This is a genomic window from Aureispira anguillae (assembly GCF_026000115.1).
Classification (GTDB): Bacteria; Bacteroidota; Bacteroidia; order Chitinophagales; family Saprospiraceae; genus Aureispira; species Aureispira anguillae.
In genome coordinates this window covers 7,334,074-7,354,032 of the sequence record NZ_AP026867.1, presented here as the reverse complement: position 1 = coordinate 7,354,032, position 19,959 = coordinate 7,334,074, and the positions used below count along the sequence as shown (strand labels likewise).

Sequence of the window (19,959 nt, the reverse complement as noted above, 5' to 3'; positions counted from 1 at the left end):
CTTTCCAAATGACGAATATAGACATTGTACATCAGCTCATTCACAGCATGTCTCGTACAGAAAAGGCCTATTTTAAAAAATATGCTAGAAAACAACAACGAGAAAAAGACGACTTTTATTTCAAGCTGTTTGATGCCATTGACAAACAAGTTGTTTACGACAGTAACCGCTTAATCAAAAAATTCAAATCCCAAAAATTAACCGTCAAACAGCTATCTATCTCCAAACACTACCTATACAACTTAATCGTTAGCAACCTATTAGAATACAACCAAAACAAATCCATTCAGGCTCAGCTGCACCAACAAATTGAGACCATTCAATTATTGCATAAACGCTCGCTATCTTCCCAAGCGTTAAAAACATTATATAAGGCACAAAAATTAGCACAAAAACATGAATTTTTCCTATACATATTGTTGCTAAAAAATTTAGAGGAAGAAATTCTTCGTATCCAAATGTCCCCTGATCTTACTCAATACCTCAACCAAGGTTTCAAAGAAGAACAACGGATTAACCAACAATGGTTAAACCTCAGACATTATCGCTATTTGGCAACAAAATTCACCTTTTGGAATAAGCAACAATACTCTAGTAGAACAGAAGATTCCGATTTAATCACCGAAAATTTTCTTGAAGAAGTAAAACAAGTTGCTCCCCCCCTGAGTATCAAGGCAAAATTTCTGCATTTGCACTGTTTGCTTGATTATTACACCCAAAAAAGCAATTTTCACAAAGCTCGTGAAGTTCTGCAACAACAGGTCGTCTTATTTGAGGAGAACCCCGCCTTTTTAGAACAAAGAAGCCTAACCTATATTACTATTTTAAATAATTTAGGAGTCAACCAACGATTGACCAACGATTTGGAAAGTATGCTAGATACGGCTGCTAAACTCAAAGCCTTTAAATGCAAAACGATTCATGAAGAAATACAAATATTTGAATCTTGGGCACAAACAATGCTAATCTATATTACCTATAGTAAACCTGCCCCTCAACACCTTAGCGAGTTAATTTTAATCGAAGAACAATTCAAAATTTTGGAAAATAAGATTGGTAATGAATTTAAAATTATCATCCCTTATGGCTTGGCTTGTTGCTATTTCTGGCGAAAACGCTATCAGCAAGCATTAGACTGGTTAGAATTGGTTCAGAATCGCTGTACCAAACAATTGATGCCTGATTTAAAGATTGCTGCACGATTAATCAAATTAATTATCCATTACGAATTAGATCATCAATATTATTTACTCAATGCGAATGAATCTACTTATCGATACCTATCCTATAATCAACGGTTGTACAAAGTAGAAGCAACTTTGCTCAAAACCCTACGTCAATTAGCCGCTTTAGCGAGCCCTCAGCAAGCTAGTTCTATCTTTAAAGCCTTCAAAGAAAAACTTCTTTTGCTGCAAGAAGATCCCTTTGAAATGGGAGCACTCCAATTATTTGACTTTATCCAATGGGCTGATCAAAAGATTAATCGCCCTATTACATCTACCATTTAGGGATAAAACGGATTGACTCAAGAAACCCACTGCAATACCCCCAAACAGTATTACAGTGGGTTGTATAAATTCATTACTCCGCTATAAAATCGTATCAATCTGATAATCAGCAAAATAGGATTTCATCAACTAAAGCATTAAAAGACTGATTATCAGATTAATACATGAACGCAGTGAACTGGGCATGCTTATAGCCAAAGCTATACCACGCAGTAGCACCGTAGGTAAAAGTGAAGGCACTGCTTTTTTATGTTTTTTGTTAACTGTCTCATGAGCATAGCGAACTAAAAAACTAAAAAACTATCTCATGACCGTAGGGAATAACTAAGCGCAGCGCTCATGACCACAGGGAACTAATCAGCGGAGTATTATAAATTAATAATCTAATTTAAATAATTTTTTTAATTGCAAATCGCCCAAAAATGCTGGTGTAAGACGCATAAAAGTATTGCGTAATCCAGCCAAAAAAGGATTGGAAATATGGGCAACTTTTCCAATTTGCCAACTTGTTTTAATAATTTGATTGGCCTTCGTTTGACGTATTTTTTGGTATTGCTCAAAAGCCTTGCTTCTTTCCTTTTCTTTTGCCAGACACTCACTCAGTACCCAAGCACTTTCTATAGCTTGATTAGCTCCTTGCCCCATATTTGGTGTGGTAGCATGTGCTGCATCTCCAACCAAGCAGACACGCCCTTTATGCCATTTCTCCAATTGCTCTAGATCGCTGAGCTCAGCTTTAATCATAGTTTCTGAAGGCGTTGCGGCAATAATTTGAGCCACCAATGGGTTAAATTCACCAAAAATTGTTGCCAATTCAAGCCCTTCTAATTCCTTTTGATGCTGTTCATAACTAACACAAGCAAACCAATAGACTAAATTATTGCCAATAGGGACAATTCCAAATCGCTTTCCATAGCCCCAAGCCTCTCTCAATTTAGCCCGATCCTCTTTTTTCAGTTCAAACTCCACAACCCCTCGCCAGCAAATTTGCTTTGCAAATCGTTCCTTTGAGGTCGGGAAAATAGCTTGTCGAACACTAGAATGAATACCATCTGCACCAAGCACCCAATCCGTTTCATGTTGAGTTCCATCTTCAAATTCTAACTGTACCTTCTCTCCTACCTGTTCTAATTTTTTTAATTTTTTATTCAAATACAAAGGAGTATTTGGCAATTCAGACAACAAAACTTCATGCAGTGCTGCACGATGGATAGCAACGTTACTCAATTGGTATTTTTCTTCAAAATATTCCAATTTATTACTAGCCATTTCCTTTAGATTCATATCGGTGATTGCCATACTTTTGAGACAGTTCCCTGCCTTTTTTAATGGATCAACCAAGCCCAAACGTTGGTAAATTTGCATGGCATTAATCGCCAATACAATTCCAGCACCTACTTTTCTAAACTGAGGTGTAGCCTCAAAAATTTCTACCTCAATTCCTTTTTGTTGCAAGGCAATTGCTAGTGTTAAACCACCAATCCCAGCACCTACGATTGTTACTTTCATAGTATATTTTTTAAGTAGCATTGCCAACTAAGATTAGCTCACAATAACTACATGAACGGTTCAAACCATGCTATAGGTTATGAGTGCATTTAGAACAATCAGTAGACAAAGTGGTGTATAATATTTGCTGTCGTTCTTTGCAAAACTACCTGTCTTTACCTTTTTGAATAATCCAACATATTTATAATCCCCTATCGCTCTCAACAAGAAAATTCCTGCAATAATTGCCAATGCTATTTTTACAAGTTTTGGAGCGATCAAAGGTCCTATTCCTAAGGCAAGGACATGAACAAAGGCAAAACCTAGCAAACCTATCGCTACCAATAAAGTTGCTATAGGACCTGGCTTAAAAGCAGGTTCTCCTGGGTTTTGTTGAGGAATCGCTTGCATAATTCCCCAAGTGCCTCCCAATGCCCAATAAATATGAAGTAATGCAATTAGCATAAAAATGATAAGGTTCAGTACACTAAATACAATCATAATTCTATTATTTTTTTAACTTTAGGTCAAATATACTAAAAAATAACAATTAGGTCAAGTCTACTAAAAATAATTTATGAAATCATCCGTTAATCCTAGCAAAAAAACCAAATCTCGCATCTTAAGTACTGCTTTAAGGCTTTTTAATGAATTGGGCTTGTCTCAAGTTACTCTAAGATCAATTGCCAAAGAAATGGGAATCAGCCAAGGAAACCTTTGTTATCATTTTAAAAAAAGAGAAGCGATTTTAGAAGCTTTATACTATCAATTGGTGGCTCTAATGGATGAAGTGGTAGCAAAAATGGCAACTGCTCCTCCAAGCCTAAAAACTGCTTTTTTGACATCAAAAGAAATGATGGAACAATTTTATGCGTATCGTTTTTTTATGCTAGATTTTGTACAAATTATGCGAGAAAATGAAGTGATACATAAGCATTATCAACAATTGAGTCAGTTGCGAGAGCAGCAATTTAAGGGCATGTTCCAGCTATGGATAAAAGAAGGTTTGATGCGTTCAGAAGAATTTGAAGGAGAATACAATAACCTACTCTTGCGCTCCAATATTTTAGGTAATTTTTGGCTTTCTTCTATTATCGTAACACAGGCACTCAGCATAGAATTGGTAAGAGAATACAGTAAGGTTGTTTTCCAAAATATATATCCCTATCTAACCTCTAAAGGAAAACTAGAGTTTCATACCTTGAATCAATTGATTTAAAATGGGAAGTACCAATTTGTCCAATCCAAAGCATAATGATTGAACAAATTGGTACGTTGTGCTATCCTCTATTGCTTAATAAACTTTTGCAATAGCAATTCATCATCTCCCATCGTTATTGAAAACATATAAGTTCCAGCAGGTAATTTTTTGACAGCATCAATCTTTAGTGTTTGATTGGACTGTACTTCTTCTTGACTTTGATACAAACACTTCCCATCTGTTGATAATACCTGTATAACAATTGAGTTGGTTGGTTGAGGCAACTGCTTAAAGGATACATTCAACGTATTGATTACGGGATTAGGATATAGTTTCCAATCGATGTATTTCCCATTAGATTGTCCATTAACCGCTCTTATTTGAGAATAATTAAATGTTCCATCAAAATCTAGTTGTTTGAGTCGATAATAGCTGGTTTCTAGCGTACTATTTTCATCTAAAAATTGATAGAAATTGGTCTGAATAGAGTTTCCTTGACCATTTACCCAACCGATTTCTTTAAAAGTAGTTTCATGGGCTAACATTCGTTCAACCTGAAACCCTTGATTATTGGTTTCGGAAGCTGTTTTCCAATTCAAAATAACTTCATCTGCATTTTTTCGTTCTGCTTCAAATTGAATGAGTTCAACTGGCAAGTCTACATTTGAATTAACAAAAACAAGTTGGCTAAAGCTTGTAATAGCAGCAGAATTGTCAAATACAAGCGTTCCATTATGACCACTATTGGCAGAATTAGCATTGGCAAGAGCCGTTCCCCAAGTTGCACCATAAGCGTTGGAGGGACGTTTATACAATTTTAAAGGTGAAGCACTCTCTGGTTGTGCTGCCTCGGCAGGACTAATATAACCTATGTCTAATAACGATAAGCTATTTAGGACTGTAAAGGTTGTGTTCCCCCCATAATTTCGAACCACAAAATATTCATTGTCTACCTGTCCTGTTATAGAAGATCCACCATGAGGCTGTTCTGTTTCTAAGCGAGTAACAACCACATCACCATTAGCTGCTGTAGCACCAAAGTTAATACTTAAGCCTACTTTTGAATAATTCGCTAAAAATGGTCCCGTTGCAGGAATCGTCAGCGTTTGTGCAAGTCCACCTGCTACAGCAATCTCTGAAGCTACGTAAGCAGCAGGAGTCATATTTATTGCACGACCGTTGCTGCTCCCCAAAGCATCCTTCACCCCATTTACAGTTCCAACAGGATCGTCATTATTAAATTGATAATAAGTAAGCAAATTGGCTTCCCCTCCATTTAATGTAAGGTGCATATTCTCTCGAATTTCTGTTTGCGTTCGAGCAGCATTCCATATTCGTATTTCGTCCAAACTACCCAACCAAAATTCTCCACTAGCGGGCAATGCGATAGTGCCAATCACCAAATTTTGATCGGTTGTATTTAGGGTTTTTGAAGTAGCAATATCCAAAACTCCATCCACATACAAAGACAGGGTAACCCCATCAAAAACACAAGCAACATGATGCCATTGGTTATCATTAATTACAATTGTACCTTCCAAATCATTCCCTTCTCCTACAAAAGAAAAACTTCCATTTCGAATTCCAATGCTATTTCTCAAATTAGCCGCTCTACGCCCCCAACTCAAGATATTGTTATAATTACCTGTTGTTGGAACAGTTGTCTTAATCCATGCTTCTATTGTTCTAGCACTATTGCCTTGTGGCAAACCTGATGCAGTAGTTGTAACATCAATATAATCATCAATTCCATCAAATGTATACATATTTCCTCGTACAGGACTAATGCCATCTATGCTTTGCTGAACAACCATAAACTGTCCCCAAACTTCAATATTGGGAAATGTAATCGTATTCCCTGTCACCAGCACAGCATTTGCTATTTCCTTCCAATCGTCACTGGCATGCATGGCTCGATGATACAAACGATATTGAAGCGGGTTCGTACTTGAAAAAGTCCCCGTAGGAAAAGTAAAGGTTAAATCTCCAATATAAGCCCCTGTAGTCGTAGAACTATTGACTGTCCAAGTTGGGTTATCATAAACAGCGACCCCATTGGTTCCCCTATTGGTATTCGGAGAAAAACCTTCATAAGTAACCGTAATATCTTCTGTTCCTGTTTTAGAAGTAAAATTAATCTCTAAATGAGCGGTGGCAAAGTTGTGTACTCCTGTAGTAGCAATGCCCGTTATAGTTTGACTTATAGAAGCCGCAGAATTGCCAACATTAATTGGTGAGCTATTTCGGCTTGCTCCATTCATCAAGGTAGCATTGTTGTTTGCCAATACATCATTTGCCACTGTGCCTGTTGTTTCATTCAATTGATAATAAGCAACCAACCCCGTTTCACAACCCGTTAAGGTCAAATGCATATTTTCTCTAACCAATTGTTCGCTGCGAGCGCTATTCCACAAGCGAACTTCATCCAGTTCCACATTAGAGGGTTTATTGGCATTGTCAGAACGCTTCCCTAAATGTGCATTTCCAGTCCCTGAGGGAGTAGTTGTGGCAACAGGGTCAGAGCTAAGTGTTTGAGCAATTCCATTGGCATAAAATTTCAAGCGATTACCAGCCGTAGCTGCTCCATTAAAAACAACCGCAATATGTGTCCATTCTCCAACAGGAACAGATAAGTTAGAAGCATTAGCCGACTCACTAGTCCCATTGCAAATACTAATTTTTAGATATTGATTGGTGGCCTCTGTACCTCCACTTCCTAATGAAATTTCAATCCGATTGGTATTATTGAGTCGTTTAGAAAATATTCGTTCAGTATTGGCATCAATTGTAAGTGGTTTGACCCATGCCTCAAAGGTAAACTCGGATTGGTTTTCTAGAGCAATTTGCGCCCCCAAGTCAATATAATCGTCTACTCCATCTACAATGACTGTATTTCCACGATTATAATCCATCAAGTTATTATAAATAGGACTTCCTATATCTCCTATATCATTTGCAAAGGCGTTGACATCAACTGTCGTATTATTTCGTTGATAGCCCAAAGATCCCGTTACATCATTCCCTGTTCTATTAACTCCAGGAATAGCCTTAGAACCATAGTTTGTATTGGCATAAGTTAGCTCTGTATAATAAGTAGCTCGCCCCTCCGTCTCATCATCATCATAAGCAATCGACCAAATTATTGTTCCATTATTATCTTCCAAGATCAACTCATCTGCATCATTTTCCAAATCCATGCTTACTTGAACAACTTTATCATTTGCGCAACCTTTTAGCCAGTGTTCTTCAAATTTAGCCTTATTCCTAGCCAAAATAAGCGACTCTCCTGCCGAAAGAAATAAATCAACAGCAGAAATGGTAGCATTATCCGTATCTTCATCCTTCAGTTTCCAATCTTTTAGATTAATTGGTGCACTACCATAATTGTAAATTTCGACCCATTCCTCTTCGGATTCTATCCCTGTAGGATTCGCTAACCACTCTATGATAGCCACCTCTGGTGTTGGTACAACATCGGAATAGATGGCAATAAAACCATCATTATAAGTCGTACCACTAGCAGAATTTAAGGTTGCAGTCCCTATAGGATCAAAATCTACATTCATACCTTCAAAATACCCTGTTAGATGAATCGAGCCATTATTTACAACAATTCCATAACCTCGATCATGCCCTGCCCCTTCAATTGAAAAAGCATTCACATAAACACCATTATTGGTATATTTTCCTATGAATGCTTCGTCCATTGTTGCGCTCCCTGCGCTTGTAAGATTTGCCGTATTTGCACTTGGATCAAAATCCGCTGTTCCTCTAAATTTGCCTGTTACATAGAGGTTGGTTCCATCTATGTCAATATCGTAACCATAGTCCAAACTAGCTCCCCCTATAGGAAAAGCCCAAGCATGAGTGCCTGAAGAAGTGTATTTGGCAACAAAAATATCACTACTGCCACTAGAACTAATGTTATAGGTTCCCCCACTTGGATCAAAATCTACGGTATTGTAAAACAAACCTGTAAGATAAACAGCTCCTGCGGCATCTACGGTAGCCTTCCTTGCTTCATCACTTCCTGTTCCTCCAAATCGATTTGCCCAATTGCATACCCCTGTTGCGGCATCGTATTGAGCAACAAAACCATCGTAACTCCCCAAGGAGGTTCTTTGAATAGAAGTTCCCAATGGGTTAAATTCAGCGGTTCCTTGAAACTCTCCTGTGAGGTACAAATTAGCACCGCTAACTTCTACCCCATAAGCATATTCCAAATTCCCTGAACTCCCTATGCTAGCATCCCAAAGATGCAATCCATTTGCATTGTATTTGATTAAAACGATATCTGCTCCATTCGTATTCATTGAATGAGCCGCTCCTAGAGGATTTACATTGATGGCAGTAGCATTGGTAGCGTCATTATCATCTAATCGCCCTGCTATATAAATGTTATTAGAAGGATCTGTTGCTACACCATAAATTTCATTATTTAGGGTTCCTGCACCAAATTGCATCGCCCAAATACATTGCCCAGCACTATTGTATTTTGCTGCAAAACCATCAGGGTCACTTCCTGCTGTACTACTCGTTAAACTCGTTGCAACTCCCCCTAAAGGCGCAAAATTAACCCCTGCCCCTTTAAACTCTCCTACGACAATAACATTTCCTAAAGCATCTACCGTTATATCATAAGCCCTTGTGTCTTTTCCTGTTCCAGTCGTTCCAAGATTAAATGCCCAGATGTAATTGCCATTTAGGTCATATTTAGCGATAAAAGCATCATAGTTGCCTGTTGAGGTCAGGTTAGCCGTTCCTGCTCCCATATTAAAATCAGCCGTTTCTCTAAAACGCCCAACTACATAAATATCCTGATTGGCATCTTGAGCGATTGCATAAGGTTCTATATTATGGTTAGAAGCAGCAATACTTCCTGCCCAATCTATGGTTTGAGCATTCGAATAATGGGAAAATAAACCGATCCAACTTAATAAAATTAGTGTGGTGTGAAATAATTTGTTCATGTCTGTGTAATTTGTTTTGTGTAATTTGAGTGGTATCTTAGAAGTCTATACAACGTTCTAATATAGGTATTTAGTCTAGTGTATCGTCCTAAATTATGGGGGAGGCATTCTTTATAAAACTACAATTTTAAATCCTTTTCTACTAAAAATAAAGTATTTCACATTATATTTTAATTAATTTAAATTAGCATTTTTTACGCTTCCTACTTTTCGAGTCTTTGGTATAACATTCAAATATTAAACGATTATTCTATTTATTTATTTCGAGTTCAATGCCCTTTCAAACAAAAAAGCATCCTTGTCGCTACAGGGATGCCTTTTTATTTCTGTCAATTTATTTGGGGACGACTCAAAAAAATATTATTAGAACTAAACGTTATGCTCATCGGCTATTTTCCTTAAAAAGTTCTTAAAAATCTGACTTAAAAAATCATATGAATTACTGAGTCTATGATTATCATCTATCAAGTGCAATTTAGCCAAGGTTAAATTTCCAAATTTTATAGAATTTTGATAAGGCACAACCTCATCCTGCCAGCCATGTACGATTTCTATATTTGGGTTCTTAGGAAAGAATTCTTGCTGGTCATAATTAGCTAAGTAAAATGCAGGAGCCATTAAGAATAGACCGTTAACCGATCGCTCACAAGCTATGACTGTAGATACATAGCCTCCCATACTAGAGCCAACTAAAATGATTGGCTCAGATTCATAATTACGGACAATATCTCTTAATAGACGAACTCTTTCATTTACAGCTACACAATGTGTATAATCAATTGAAATCGTTTTAAAATTGAATCCTTGAGCAATTTGGGATAAATAGGCAATTTTTGTACTATTGGGAGTACTTTCTTTACCATGAGAGAATATTATTACAGCCATTTTAAATTCATTTGTAGCAAGATATTTTCACCAAGTCAATGGCAAATCTTAATTTCTTTTCTTAACTAGTGTGATTTTCTATACCAACTCTAAATCATAAAAAGTGTTAATCATTTTGAAACCAAACTAAATTAAGTGTATAGTTTTCTTGAATAAAGGAAAAACAAGGAGTAGAATGAGATGCAGCTGAACAGATAATATATGAAGGTTCATATCTTTTACCTCTCATATATATTTCATCTTGGGTTGTTATGCTACTGAACCCCCTTGAACCAATTCTTACTATTTGAGAATCATTGATTGCAAATAAAAAATGAGAATTTAGAGTATCTTTATTAAACTTTTTTTCTAATACTCTTTTCTCTGTTTTCAAATCATAAACAAACGTTCCCCCTATACCAATTCCTGAAACTAATACCATTGTTTTATCATTGGACACAAGTATTTGTCGAGATTGTGTGTAAGGTTTTAGAAAACGCTGTTCTTGAGCACCTGTTAAAAAATCATATACAATAATTTCATTCAATTCTAGACCTCCAATACCTATCAATCTATTACTAAAAAATTGTGCCTGCAAGCTAGACTCAATATCGTCACTACTATAAGCCTTAACTATATAATTGAATCTCAAATCCCAAATTTCAACTGAAACTCCTACTACTGCTAAATAATTTCCATTATCAGTTATATCTAATGATTTACACAACTCTGTTCCTCCATAACTTGCCATTTTTTTAATTTCGCCAGTGCTCAATAAAATTGAGCATAGATGATAGTCATATTTATTATCTTGAAGTAAGACATATAATAGATCTCTATCTAAACTAAATTTCAAAGACACCAGCCTTTTGTCTTGTATTTCAAACCTTTGTACTTCTGACAAAGTACTAGAATTTAATAAAACTATATGCCCTTGAAATTGCAATGGATTAGGGGTTATTCCTAATGCTAGTAAATGACCATCCCTAGAAAAGTCTAAGGCAACACCTTCCCCCTCTATCTTTTTTTGTTTAAAATTAAAAAATTCCATTAATCTAACTTTAAATTACATTCCTTCAAATTTTGTTTGCAGATCTGCCCATTCCATCCCCTTACTAGTTCCAGGACCTGTGAACTTAGCGCCTACCCACCAATAGTTAGGTCTAAAATTATATCCTTCCCCTCCTTTAGACCAGTTATTATTCTTATGAATAAACCCTAAATCTCCTGTAGCAATTGCTTTTCTTTCATTCCATGGCATATTATTACCACCTTTACACCAATGCTTTGCAATAGGTGGACTGTGGTCAATGTGATAAGAATTTCTAGCTAAATAGTCTTTTTCTTTTTTAGGATCAAATTCATCATCTACTAGAACTCCTTCATCATATAGATTATCCCATTTTTCTTGTCCTTCTATCTGTTTATCCTCCTCACTATTCTTTAGTAAACTAATAACTTCTTTAATCTTAGTTAGACCATCTTTAGCCATTTTTTTTTCAAGAGAATAATATCCTGTATCATTTAAATAGTACTTCTTACGAATATCATCAGCTCCCCAAGAAGAAGGCAATATTCTTTTTGCTGGAATCTTGGCAAATCTGTATTTGTCAACTTCCTCACTTTCTACGATATCTTTCTTATTTAGTAACTCTGCTAAAATTTCCTCACATAATTCTTGAGAATACAATTCGGAAATATTAGGCAGCCTTTCTATTGTTATGTTAAACTTTTTTATATTTACCCAATTGAACGGATTCGCTCCTGTAAGTTCACTATGAGACCTTCCATGATTTTGAATTTGTTTTACAGATATTTGAATGATTTGTTCATTTGTCATTCTCGTCAAAATATATTTCCCTACCTTGATTTTTGTAATTTTACCATTATCTATACCCCATTTTAGAGTTTCTCTAATCTGTCTAATTTGACTTGGCGTTCTAGTGTCATTTGGATAAAATTCATCTTTCCAATCTTGAGGTGTAAATATTTTATGGAATTTATCTTTATGTTGTGCTTGCTCTATTCTATCTTCATGAACTGAGAACTTTTTAGTTACATTAATATTCTTTTTATACTCATTTGGATATATATGAACTAAAATATCCACATCCCCATCCTTCTTATCCTTCTCCACAGCATTAATCAAATCAATGCTAATCTTAATTCCCTTTCTCAGCTGGGGTTGATAGGTTTTAACCAATTGCTTGGCTTCTGTTTTGAGGGCTGTATACAATTCTTCAAAAGAAGCTACATCATCTGAACCTGCTATCGCCTTTAGTTTTTGCTCCACTACAGCAGCTATTTTTTCATGTTTTTTACGATCTTCCGCACTAACCTGTTCTTCATTTTCTGCCTTAGTTGGTTTGCGTTTAATTTGCTCACTTCTTTTCTTACCATCCAAACGAGCCTCCAACATAAACAAGTGCCAATCTTCTGTTTCTTGCAACAAATCCGCTCCCAAATCATCCAAACGGTATTTTAATTCTAACTTATTGAGCTCTACCTTGATTTGCTGTTGGGTCAATTCTTCATTATTTACAATTGCCGCTCCACGCTTCATCCCCTTATTGAGGTCAGCTTGCTTTTGCTGATCGGTACGCTTATCCTCCCCTTCTTTTTTCTTCTTTTTAGCATTTTCCTCTTTCTTCTGATCCTTTTTCGCTTTTCTGCGTCCCTTTTTATCCTTAAACCACATCGACGCTTTTTCAATAAAGCCATCCACTGCCTTGGTAATTCTACTGGTTATCTTTTTAAAGATTTTTTGAACCTTTTCAGCAAGGTCGCCCAAGTTTAAAAGTGAAGTAAAGAAGCCAATCAACAAAGGAACAGAAATTCCCAAGGCACGCTCAATCAGTTGCGCAACTTTGCCAACCGCCCCAGCAGCTAAAGCACTAATCGATTCGGTAAAGGCTTTCACCAATTCCATAATTTGGCTGCCTTGTCGGATAAAAAATTCTGCCACATCCACAATCATCATCGCCGCCTTTACAAAGGCACCAGCAGGCGTTAGCATACTCAACAAGAATTTAATTCCTGATTGTACCACCTCTGAAATCAACATTTCGGTAATGGAACCAATAATTGTTTCTTTTAAATCACTGAATTCCTCCTTGATGTATTCCCAAGCACCAGCAATCCCATCGGTACGGATAATTTGGAAAATTTCAAAGCCATCTTCGATGGCCTTAACAGGTCTTTCTCCCAAAATATTCACCGCTCTGGCTCGAATAAAATCCCAAGTCAAGCCCAAAGCCTGCGTTGTCAAACTAAAAATACCTTCTAAGCTAAAAATATTTTCTGGCATTTCTATTCCAGCACCAGACATAGCCCCCGTCAACCACTCTACAAAACCAGTTGTTAAGTAGTCTTCGATTTTCGTCATAAAGTTAGCAATTCCTGTAGAAACCCCATCAATCAAATTCCCTAAAAACCCAATTGGGTCTAAGAGTATTGCTGTAATCGCATCAATCGCAGCCGATAAAATATTGGTCAGTGCAGCTTTAATCTCCAAAATTGTTTCAATCACCCCAGTCACCGAATCCAAGGCTATATCAATTAATCCCCGATTCGCCGCTTTCATTGCTTTTATATGCGTATCAACTTGCTCAATATTTTCTTTGTATTTTTCTGCTAAGGTATCAATCAACTTACTTTGCTTAGCATCCACTTGACTGTTCAAGGCATCAAATTCCTCGTTAATGTCGGCAGCTGCTTTTTTCCCTACCTTTCGAAGATTATCAGGCAAGGAACGTACATAATCGTTTACCGCTTGGCGACCGCTTTGTACTCGTTGTTTAGCAGCATTTAGTTCTTGTGCTACATATTCGGCAATTTCTTCAATAACCACTTCCATATGGTCAACATAAAGATTGCGCCCTTCTACAAAAAATTTATTTACCTCATCAGGCAAGCCCGTAAAGGCATCTCCCACCCAAGTCAATGTTCCCGATATTCCATCGTAACGCTCTTCTTTATAAATCGCCATTTCATTCGCCACATGGTTTTCAAAACGTTGCTGAGCAATTGAAGCGCCTCGATCAAAGAGTTGCTGAACCTTACTATCTAAACCATTCAAAATAGCCTCTACATCCGCTTCAGTGCTTTTGTAAATCTTTCCAATTTTATCTGCTACGGCTTTTTCTTCTGCGCTATAATTTTGACTTGTCGTTTTTTGTTTTTCCTCTACATTGGTCAATCTATTCGCTCGATCTTGGTGCATTCCTCCCATCTCTGCTGTTCCTTTGTCACGAGCACTTTGCCGAGTGTCCGACAAGTTTTTTTGCTCCTCTGTTCTCAACCGAACAGAAGCATCCTTACTATCTTTCTGAGCCGTTTTTTTGGTCTCCAATGCCATGGTAAAAGTAGGTTCATTGGATTTACTGAGTTGTTCCTCTGTTATTTGATTAGTGGTAAATTTATCCTCTAATTCTTGAGCATTTTCTTTGAGGGGTTGTTCTACCTTTTCTTGTCCTACAGGCTTGGGCATTCCTAAATCTGCCCTTATATCTTTGGGTTCTTTTCCGATTGGCGCTTGGGGTAATGGCTTAACATTTTTAGATGAAATTCCAGATTGGTCAGGTTGCTCTTTAGTCGTTTGTTCAATTGGACCAATTGACTTCGTTTGTTCTTCTGCCACCGTTCCTTTTACCGCTTCCTTCACTTCCTTGATTTTGCCACTCTCTTTAAATTTATCTGCGTCTTCCTCCGTTTCGGGCATAATTGCCTCTACTCGTTGCATCAAAGCACTTACAAAAGAAGTCGTATTAAAAGCAGGCGTTTCTTGTGCCTCTATTTTAGCAATCTGATTTACTTCTGCTAAACTTTGTTTCTTATTTTGTGGTTCTTCTGCTGCATCTTCTGCCGCTGTCACTTCATGAATTGCGCTGTTGTGCCGTTGTTCTCTATCGCCCTCTTTTGAAACGTTCTGAGTAAGTATTTGAAAAGCTGGATCTGATTCGGGGCTTGGCAAGGTTGTTTTGACCACTTCTGTTGTTGGGTTGGAAGGTTCGCTCTCGCTAGCTTCCCGAATTTTATCCAAATTGATTGGAGGAGGTGCATCAGTCTTTGTTGTTGTTGTCGCCGTTGGCTGTGGCATCCCCTTGTCCATTCCTTGGCTGGAAACAGGTTGACCAATTGGCTGATTCTCCCCTGCTATAGCCTGCAAGTCAATTGGTTTATCCAATACATTTTCTTCTTCCCTTGGAGCTGATAGCTCAGGTAAAACGGTCTTTAGGTCAATTGCTGCGTTCTCTTCCTCTTTTATCGATTGATCTTCTAGGCTTCTTTCTTGTGGCAACTGCCCATAAACCGCTTCATATTGTACCATAAATAAATCCGCCTGTTGTTGCTTAATTTGCTTTTCCTCAACCAAAGCAGTCAACTCAACTTTGGATTTGGGGCGGTGATAATCGGTGCCTATACGAATTGTTGTTGTATTAATCCAAACCGCTTCCCCCCGCTCATTTGTCATTGGAGGAGGTTCGCTATTGGGCAAATTACTGCCATTAGGATTAAATTCTATTCCATCATCAGAATTTGTATTTTGTTCGGTGTTAAAATGCTCAACAACAGATTCTTGTTCTAAGTTAGTGTATTCTTCTTCTAAGGACATAATTATAATGGGGTTATCTCTTTCATTGCTCCGTTAAAAAATCGTATTCAATTAATTATCAAAAACGATACAACCCAACTACTCTAAATGTTAGTTATTTGATAACCTAGCTTTACTAGCTCATGTAATAATCAATCGAATACATGAGCAAAGCGAACCGAGCCCTGTGAGCTCACGAGTGATAACGAACCGACCTCAGGGAGCTCATAAGCACTAACGCACTAGCTAACCTAGCACCGCAGGTAAAGGTAAAGCCCGTTAGCGTACTAACTGGGCATGCTTGTAGCTAAAGCTATAAAGCAAAAAACTATCTCACGAGTGTAACGAACCGACCTCAGGGAGCTCATAAGCGCTAGCGCACTAGCTAATTAACGGAGTATTACTCTTTATAATCACCTTAAAAGTAATAATTTATTTTATATAAAAAACTAAAATTCAATTCTTTAACAACATTCAACTACAACAATTATATACACTTACTAATTTCGCTTAGGATCTACTTTTACTGGCTTATTATCCTCATAATAAACTTTGATGTATTCTGCCTGATCAAAATCTGTAATCAGTACCTCTGTTCGGCGATTGCGTTGGTGTTCAAATTCACTACAATCCACTCCATCCTTACAATTATTTTGAGGACGTTTTTCCCCATATCCAATCGTCTTAATGCGATCCTCCTCAATTCCTTTACGAACTAAGTATTCTTTAGCAGATTTTGCTCGACTGGAAGATAATGCTTCATTATATTCCTTGGTTCCCCTACTGTCTGTATGCGAAGACAATTCAATTTTCATACTCTTAAATTGTTGCATCAAGCCAGCCAAACGATCCAAATCAGGAGAAGCATCGTCTCGAATATCATATTTATCAAAATCATAAAAAATATCCCGCATTTGGATAATATCTCCCTCTTTTAAGCTTTCTGTAATCGTCTGCCCCGCAATAACAATAGGAGCTCCCAATTTGTCAAAACCTGGGGTCATTAGCAATTCTGTTGTAATGGGCTTACAATCCTCCACCTTCACCAAAGATAAAACTTTGTTATCCCCTATAAAATTATCTTTTCGTGCTTTAAGTACATAATCACAACCACATTCCAAAGGAAAAGCAAAAGTACCAGTCTTGTTTACCAATACAACGGATTCTTCCCCTGTACAACGATCTAATAAAGTAACTTTAGTTCTAAGTAATGGGCGGTTATATTCCTTATTCAGTACCACACCAGCTACATAAGGTTGATTGGCAGGCAGCGGTTTTCCATCAGGTCCTACTAACAAACTTGGATCTAAATTATAAGTAGGACTGTTGTTGTTCTTATCTGTTGTAGCACTAGGAAGATTTCCAGCAGTACCATTCGCACTATCGTCTGTTTTGGGAGTCGTCCAATTGTTCCCTTTTAATGAATTAGCAATCGCATCCGACCGCTTAAGAATACCAATACAAAATTCTTCTAATTCTCCATCGGGAGGCATTAGAAAATATTCTTGAACAACAATATATCCATCTTTTTTAACCTCAAAAACATACTCTTCGCTAGCATATAAGCTATACAGAAAAGTCCCTTCGTCATTGGTGGTATAAATTTGTTCTGGTTCCTGAAGTATTCCTAACGATTCAGTGTTGGGAGAATTAAGCTGTATCGTATATTCATTGGCTCCCTCTCGAACAGGGGTTAAGCTCAAAATAATGTTCTTCCCATCTGTAATTCCTATTCTTTCTCGTGCTTCCTTGGATAAATTAGCTGCGTTTGCCTTTCTAATACTAACCGTAGCGCCTTCTATTCTAGCATGATCAGCCTTATCATAAACACAGATTTCAAGAGGCATTAAAGGTTTGGGTTTAACGGCACTTGCTCCCCCCTTCTCCAATTCAAAATGATAAATATCGTCTTTTCCTTGCCCACCTAATCGGTTGCTTGTTAAATAGCCTTCTGATCCTTCCTTGTTTAAAATAAAGCCAAAGTCATCGTGTTTGGAGTTAAAAGGCATTCCAAGATTTAACGGAAAAACCCAAGTCTTTTTTTCATCATCTCCCGTAGACATGGCCATAAATAAATCTAAGCCGCCTAAACCGCCATGCCCTGTAGAAGAAAAATACAGCATTCCATCAGGATGAATATAAGGAAAAACTTCATCGCCTGCTGTGTTGATCTTAGGTCCTAAATTGACAGGAGTAGTCCAATTATTACCTACCCAATAACTAGCGTATAGATCCATACCACCTTGGCTATTTTCACCTTCGCTGCTGGCAAAAACCATTACTCGCTCATCCGCCGACAAGGCAGGGTGACAAACATCAATATCATCATCGTTAAAAGGCAATTCTGTAACTTCTTTCCACAGACCTTTTTTTAATTTTGCAGAATAGATTTTTAGCTTGGTGATTCGATCCTTACTTTTTCCTCGTTTACCATTTTGGTAATTATTTCTAGTAAAAAACACTTTTTGTGCATCGTCTGAAAAAGAAACAGGTCCTTCGTGCAATCGTGTATTGAGCTGATCGGAAAAAGATTTAGGGGTTTCAAATTGTTCTCCAACCAAAGGCGCATAATACAAATCCATACAATTTTCATTCAACCACTGGTCTACTTTTTCCAAACTCGCCATCTTTCTGGTAGAGACAAAGACCAAACCATCCTTATAGTACATAGGGCTAAAATCCAAGTTTGGCGTATTCAATTCTTTTACATTTCGAATACTCACCTTTCCCTTTGCCTTAAATACTGAAATTTGGTTACAGGCTTGATACCCCGCTAATGCTCGTTGAGCAGCAGCCGTTTCCTTATTGGCTTTCATCCGTTCATGGCAGATTTTATAGGCTTCTCCTGCTTTAAAATAATATCCATTAGCTTGCAGCGCTTGGGCATAATAAAGATGGTTCAGGGGCGTATCATCTTCTTGTTCAATCAAACTACGATACACCTTTTCAGCATTCTTAAAATCTCCTACTTTTCGATAGCTCGTTCCTAATTTAGTGAGGGTTGCTCGATCGTATTTGGACCAGTCGCCCCCTCCCTTGAGTTTAATGTATTGAGCATAGCCCAGCTCATTATAATAACGTTCTGCTTTTCCTGTATTGCCCTTTTGTCCCAAGACAGATTGCCAACAATAAACCAAGGAAAAAATAAGTACAATATATTTCATGATTTTTCTTTTTTCTTTAATACAGGACAAAATAAGGGCTGTTTTAAAGCCCAACTTAATCTAAGTTAGAGCTTAGATGCTCCCCCCACTCGCTTTTAGCCATTAGCCTCTACTAAGCTAGTATCGGGTTCTTTAGCTAAATGTGCAACGATCTAAGATCTTAAAAAATAGCTAGACTAAACCGTTACTTTATTTAAGTCCTGTACTCCATTTTTTTCAATAAATTTAGAAGAAACGAGGATTGTGCAAACGCTTCCCTTTGAGGCAACAAAAACAATACTCTAACATCACCTCAATACTCCCAGCATTGTATTGCTGTAATGGAGTTAATGTAAAATCATAGGCAGCAGAAACGGTAAATTGAGGAACAATTTTCCACTGGATTAAACCATCTATAGAATCTCCTACTCGATAGGTTACTCCTACTAATACTTTTTCAAAAAAGACAAAACTCAAATTAATGTCTGCATCAAAAGGGGTCTCAGGAACATATTTGAGCATTACATTGGGTTGAATTCGAACATTTTTGGCAATTTTAAACGAAGCGCCTCCCATCAAAAAATAATGTTGGTGTAACTCTGGCTCAATAGACGAATTGGCATTATTATTAAAATCAATCCTATTTCTAAACAATCGAGGCATTGAAAAGCCAACATACCAGTTCCTTGCTTGATAATACAACCCTGCTCCAAAATTGGGCAGCACCTTGCTAGAAACAGCAGCAGGAACAGATTGGTCAACCACTTGTGTTAACTTAGCATTGTCCCAACGAATGGTTAGGTAAGAAATATTTCCTCGCAAACCAATGCTCAAAAACGATTCATCTTTAAATCGTATACGATAGGCGTAACTCAAGTCAAAATTCCAGCGATCTGTTAATCCTATTCGATCGTTAGAAACCGAGAGCCCTAAGCCCATTCGCCTTTTCCAAACAGGAGCATGAATATTTAAAGTAGCAGTTTGTGGCGCACCATCAATTCCTATCCACTGATTGCGATAAATAGCAGCAATACACAAACCTTTTTTGCTTCCAGCATAAGCTGGATTAAAATAGAGCTTATTGAACATAAATTGAGTGTATTGAGCATCTTGTTGTGCCCATATCGCAGTTGTTCCAGCCCAAACGAAAGCAATTACTAAAATCAATCTAAGCATGATTTTTCTTTTTATT

General features: G+C 37.3%; 10 protein-coding genes. 2 read left to right on the top strand and 8 right to left on the bottom strand.

Annotated features, from left to right (window positions below; genetic code table 11):
• Nucleotides 1-8: 8 nt before the first annotated feature.
• Nucleotides 9-1,508: a hypothetical protein gene (locus AsAng_RS28475; protein ID WP_264790553.1), complete on the top strand. Its 1,500-nt coding sequence runs from the start codon at nt 9-11 to the stop codon at nt 1,506-1,508.
• A gap of 375 nt (nt 1,509-1,883) precedes the next feature.
• Here the strand turns inward: AsAng_RS28475 and AsAng_RS28470 are convergent, their stop codons facing one another.
• Nucleotides 1,884-3,017, bottom strand: coding sequence for an FAD-dependent monooxygenase (locus AsAng_RS28470; RefSeq protein ID WP_264790552.1), 1,134 nt, complete (start codon nt 3,015-3,017; stop codon nt 1,884-1,886).
• Nucleotides 3,018-3,077: 60 nt separating this feature from the next.
• Nucleotides 3,078-3,497, bottom strand: a complete 420-nt coding sequence (locus AsAng_RS28465) for a DUF3995 domain-containing protein (protein WP_264790551.1) — start codon at nt 3,495-3,497, stop codon at nt 3,078-3,080.
• A gap of 76 nt (nt 3,498-3,573) precedes the next feature.
• Here AsAng_RS28465 and AsAng_RS28460 point away from each other — a divergent pair, with 76 nt between their 5' ends.
• On the top strand, nt 3,574-4,215 hold the full coding sequence (locus AsAng_RS28460) for a TetR/AcrR family transcriptional regulator (RefSeq protein ID WP_264790550.1): 642 nt from the start codon (nt 3,574-3,576) through the stop codon (nt 4,213-4,215).
• A gap of 68 nt (nt 4,216-4,283) precedes the next feature.
• On the opposite strand, the gene AsAng_RS28455 is transcribed toward AsAng_RS28460, so the two are convergent.
• The 6 genes from AsAng_RS28455 to AsAng_RS28430 form a co-directional block, all read right to left on the bottom strand.
• Nucleotides 4,284-9,167, bottom strand: coding sequence for a LamG-like jellyroll fold domain-containing protein (locus AsAng_RS28455; protein WP_264790549.1), 4,884 nt, complete (start codon nt 9,165-9,167; stop codon nt 4,284-4,286).
• Between the two features lie 369 nt (nt 9,168-9,536).
• Nucleotides 9,537-10,052 carry a YqiA/YcfP family alpha/beta fold hydrolase gene (locus tag AsAng_RS28450; RefSeq protein ID WP_264790548.1) on the bottom strand — a complete coding sequence of 172 codons (516 nt, stop codon included), beginning with the start codon at nt 10,050-10,052 and terminating at the stop codon, nt 9,537-9,539.
• 106 nt (nt 10,053-10,158) lie between these two features.
• The gene (locus AsAng_RS28445; protein WP_264790547.1) at nt 10,159-11,082 is read right to left on the bottom strand and encodes a WD40 repeat domain-containing protein; all 924 of its coding nucleotides are present in this window, start codon (nt 11,080-11,082) and stop codon (nt 10,159-10,161) included.
• A gap of 15 nt (nt 11,083-11,097) precedes the next feature.
• Nucleotides 11,098-15,645 (bottom strand): phage tail protein, encoded by a 4,548-nt coding sequence (locus AsAng_RS28440; RefSeq protein ID WP_264790546.1) that lies wholly within the window; start codon nt 15,643-15,645, stop codon nt 11,098-11,100.
• 479 nt (nt 15,646-16,124) lie between these two features.
• Complete coding sequence (locus AsAng_RS28435) at nt 16,125-18,788, bottom strand: OmpA family protein (RefSeq protein ID WP_264790545.1); 2,664 nt, start codon at nt 18,786-18,788, stop codon at nt 16,125-16,127.
• 225 nt (nt 18,789-19,013) lie between these two features.
• Nucleotides 19,014-19,943 (bottom strand): PorP/SprF family type IX secretion system membrane protein, encoded by a 930-nt coding sequence (locus AsAng_RS28430; protein WP_264790544.1) that lies wholly within the window; start codon nt 19,941-19,943, stop codon nt 19,014-19,016.
• Nucleotides 19,944-19,959 lie beyond the last annotated feature (16 nt).

Coding starts and splice junctions, on each gene's coding strand:
- AsAng_RS28455 (WP_264790549.1), bottom strand. CDS start 9,167: ATGAACAAATTATTTCACACCACACTAATTTTATTAAGTTGGATCGGT.
- AsAng_RS28435 (WP_264790545.1), bottom strand. CDS start 18,788: ATGAAATATATTGTACTTATTTTTTCCTTGGTTTATTGTTGGCAATCT.
- AsAng_RS28460 (WP_264790550.1), top strand. CDS start 3,574: ATGAAATCATCCGTTAATCCTAGCAAAAAAACCAAATCTCGCATCTTA.
- AsAng_RS28440 (WP_264790546.1), bottom strand. CDS start 15,645: ATGTCCTTAGAAGAAGAATACACTAACTTAGAACAAGAATCTGTTGTT.
- AsAng_RS28450 (WP_264790548.1), bottom strand. CDS start 10,052: ATGGCTGTAATAATATTCTCTCATGGTAAAGAAAGTACTCCCAATAGT.
- AsAng_RS28430 (WP_264790544.1), bottom strand. CDS start 19,943: ATGCTTAGATTGATTTTAGTAATTGCTTTCGTTTGGGCTGGAACAACT.
- AsAng_RS28475 (WP_264790553.1), top strand. CDS start 9: ATGACGAATATAGACATTGTACATCAGCTCATTCACAGCATGTCTCGT.
- AsAng_RS28445 (WP_264790547.1), bottom strand. CDS start 11,082: ATGGAATTTTTTAATTTTAAACAAAAAAAGATAGAGGGGGAAGGTGTT.
- AsAng_RS28470 (WP_264790552.1), bottom strand. CDS start 3,017: ATGAAAGTAACAATCGTAGGTGCTGGGATTGGTGGTTTAACACTAGCA.
- AsAng_RS28465 (WP_264790551.1), bottom strand. CDS start 3,497: ATGATTGTATTTAGTGTACTGAACCTTATCATTTTTATGCTAATTGCA.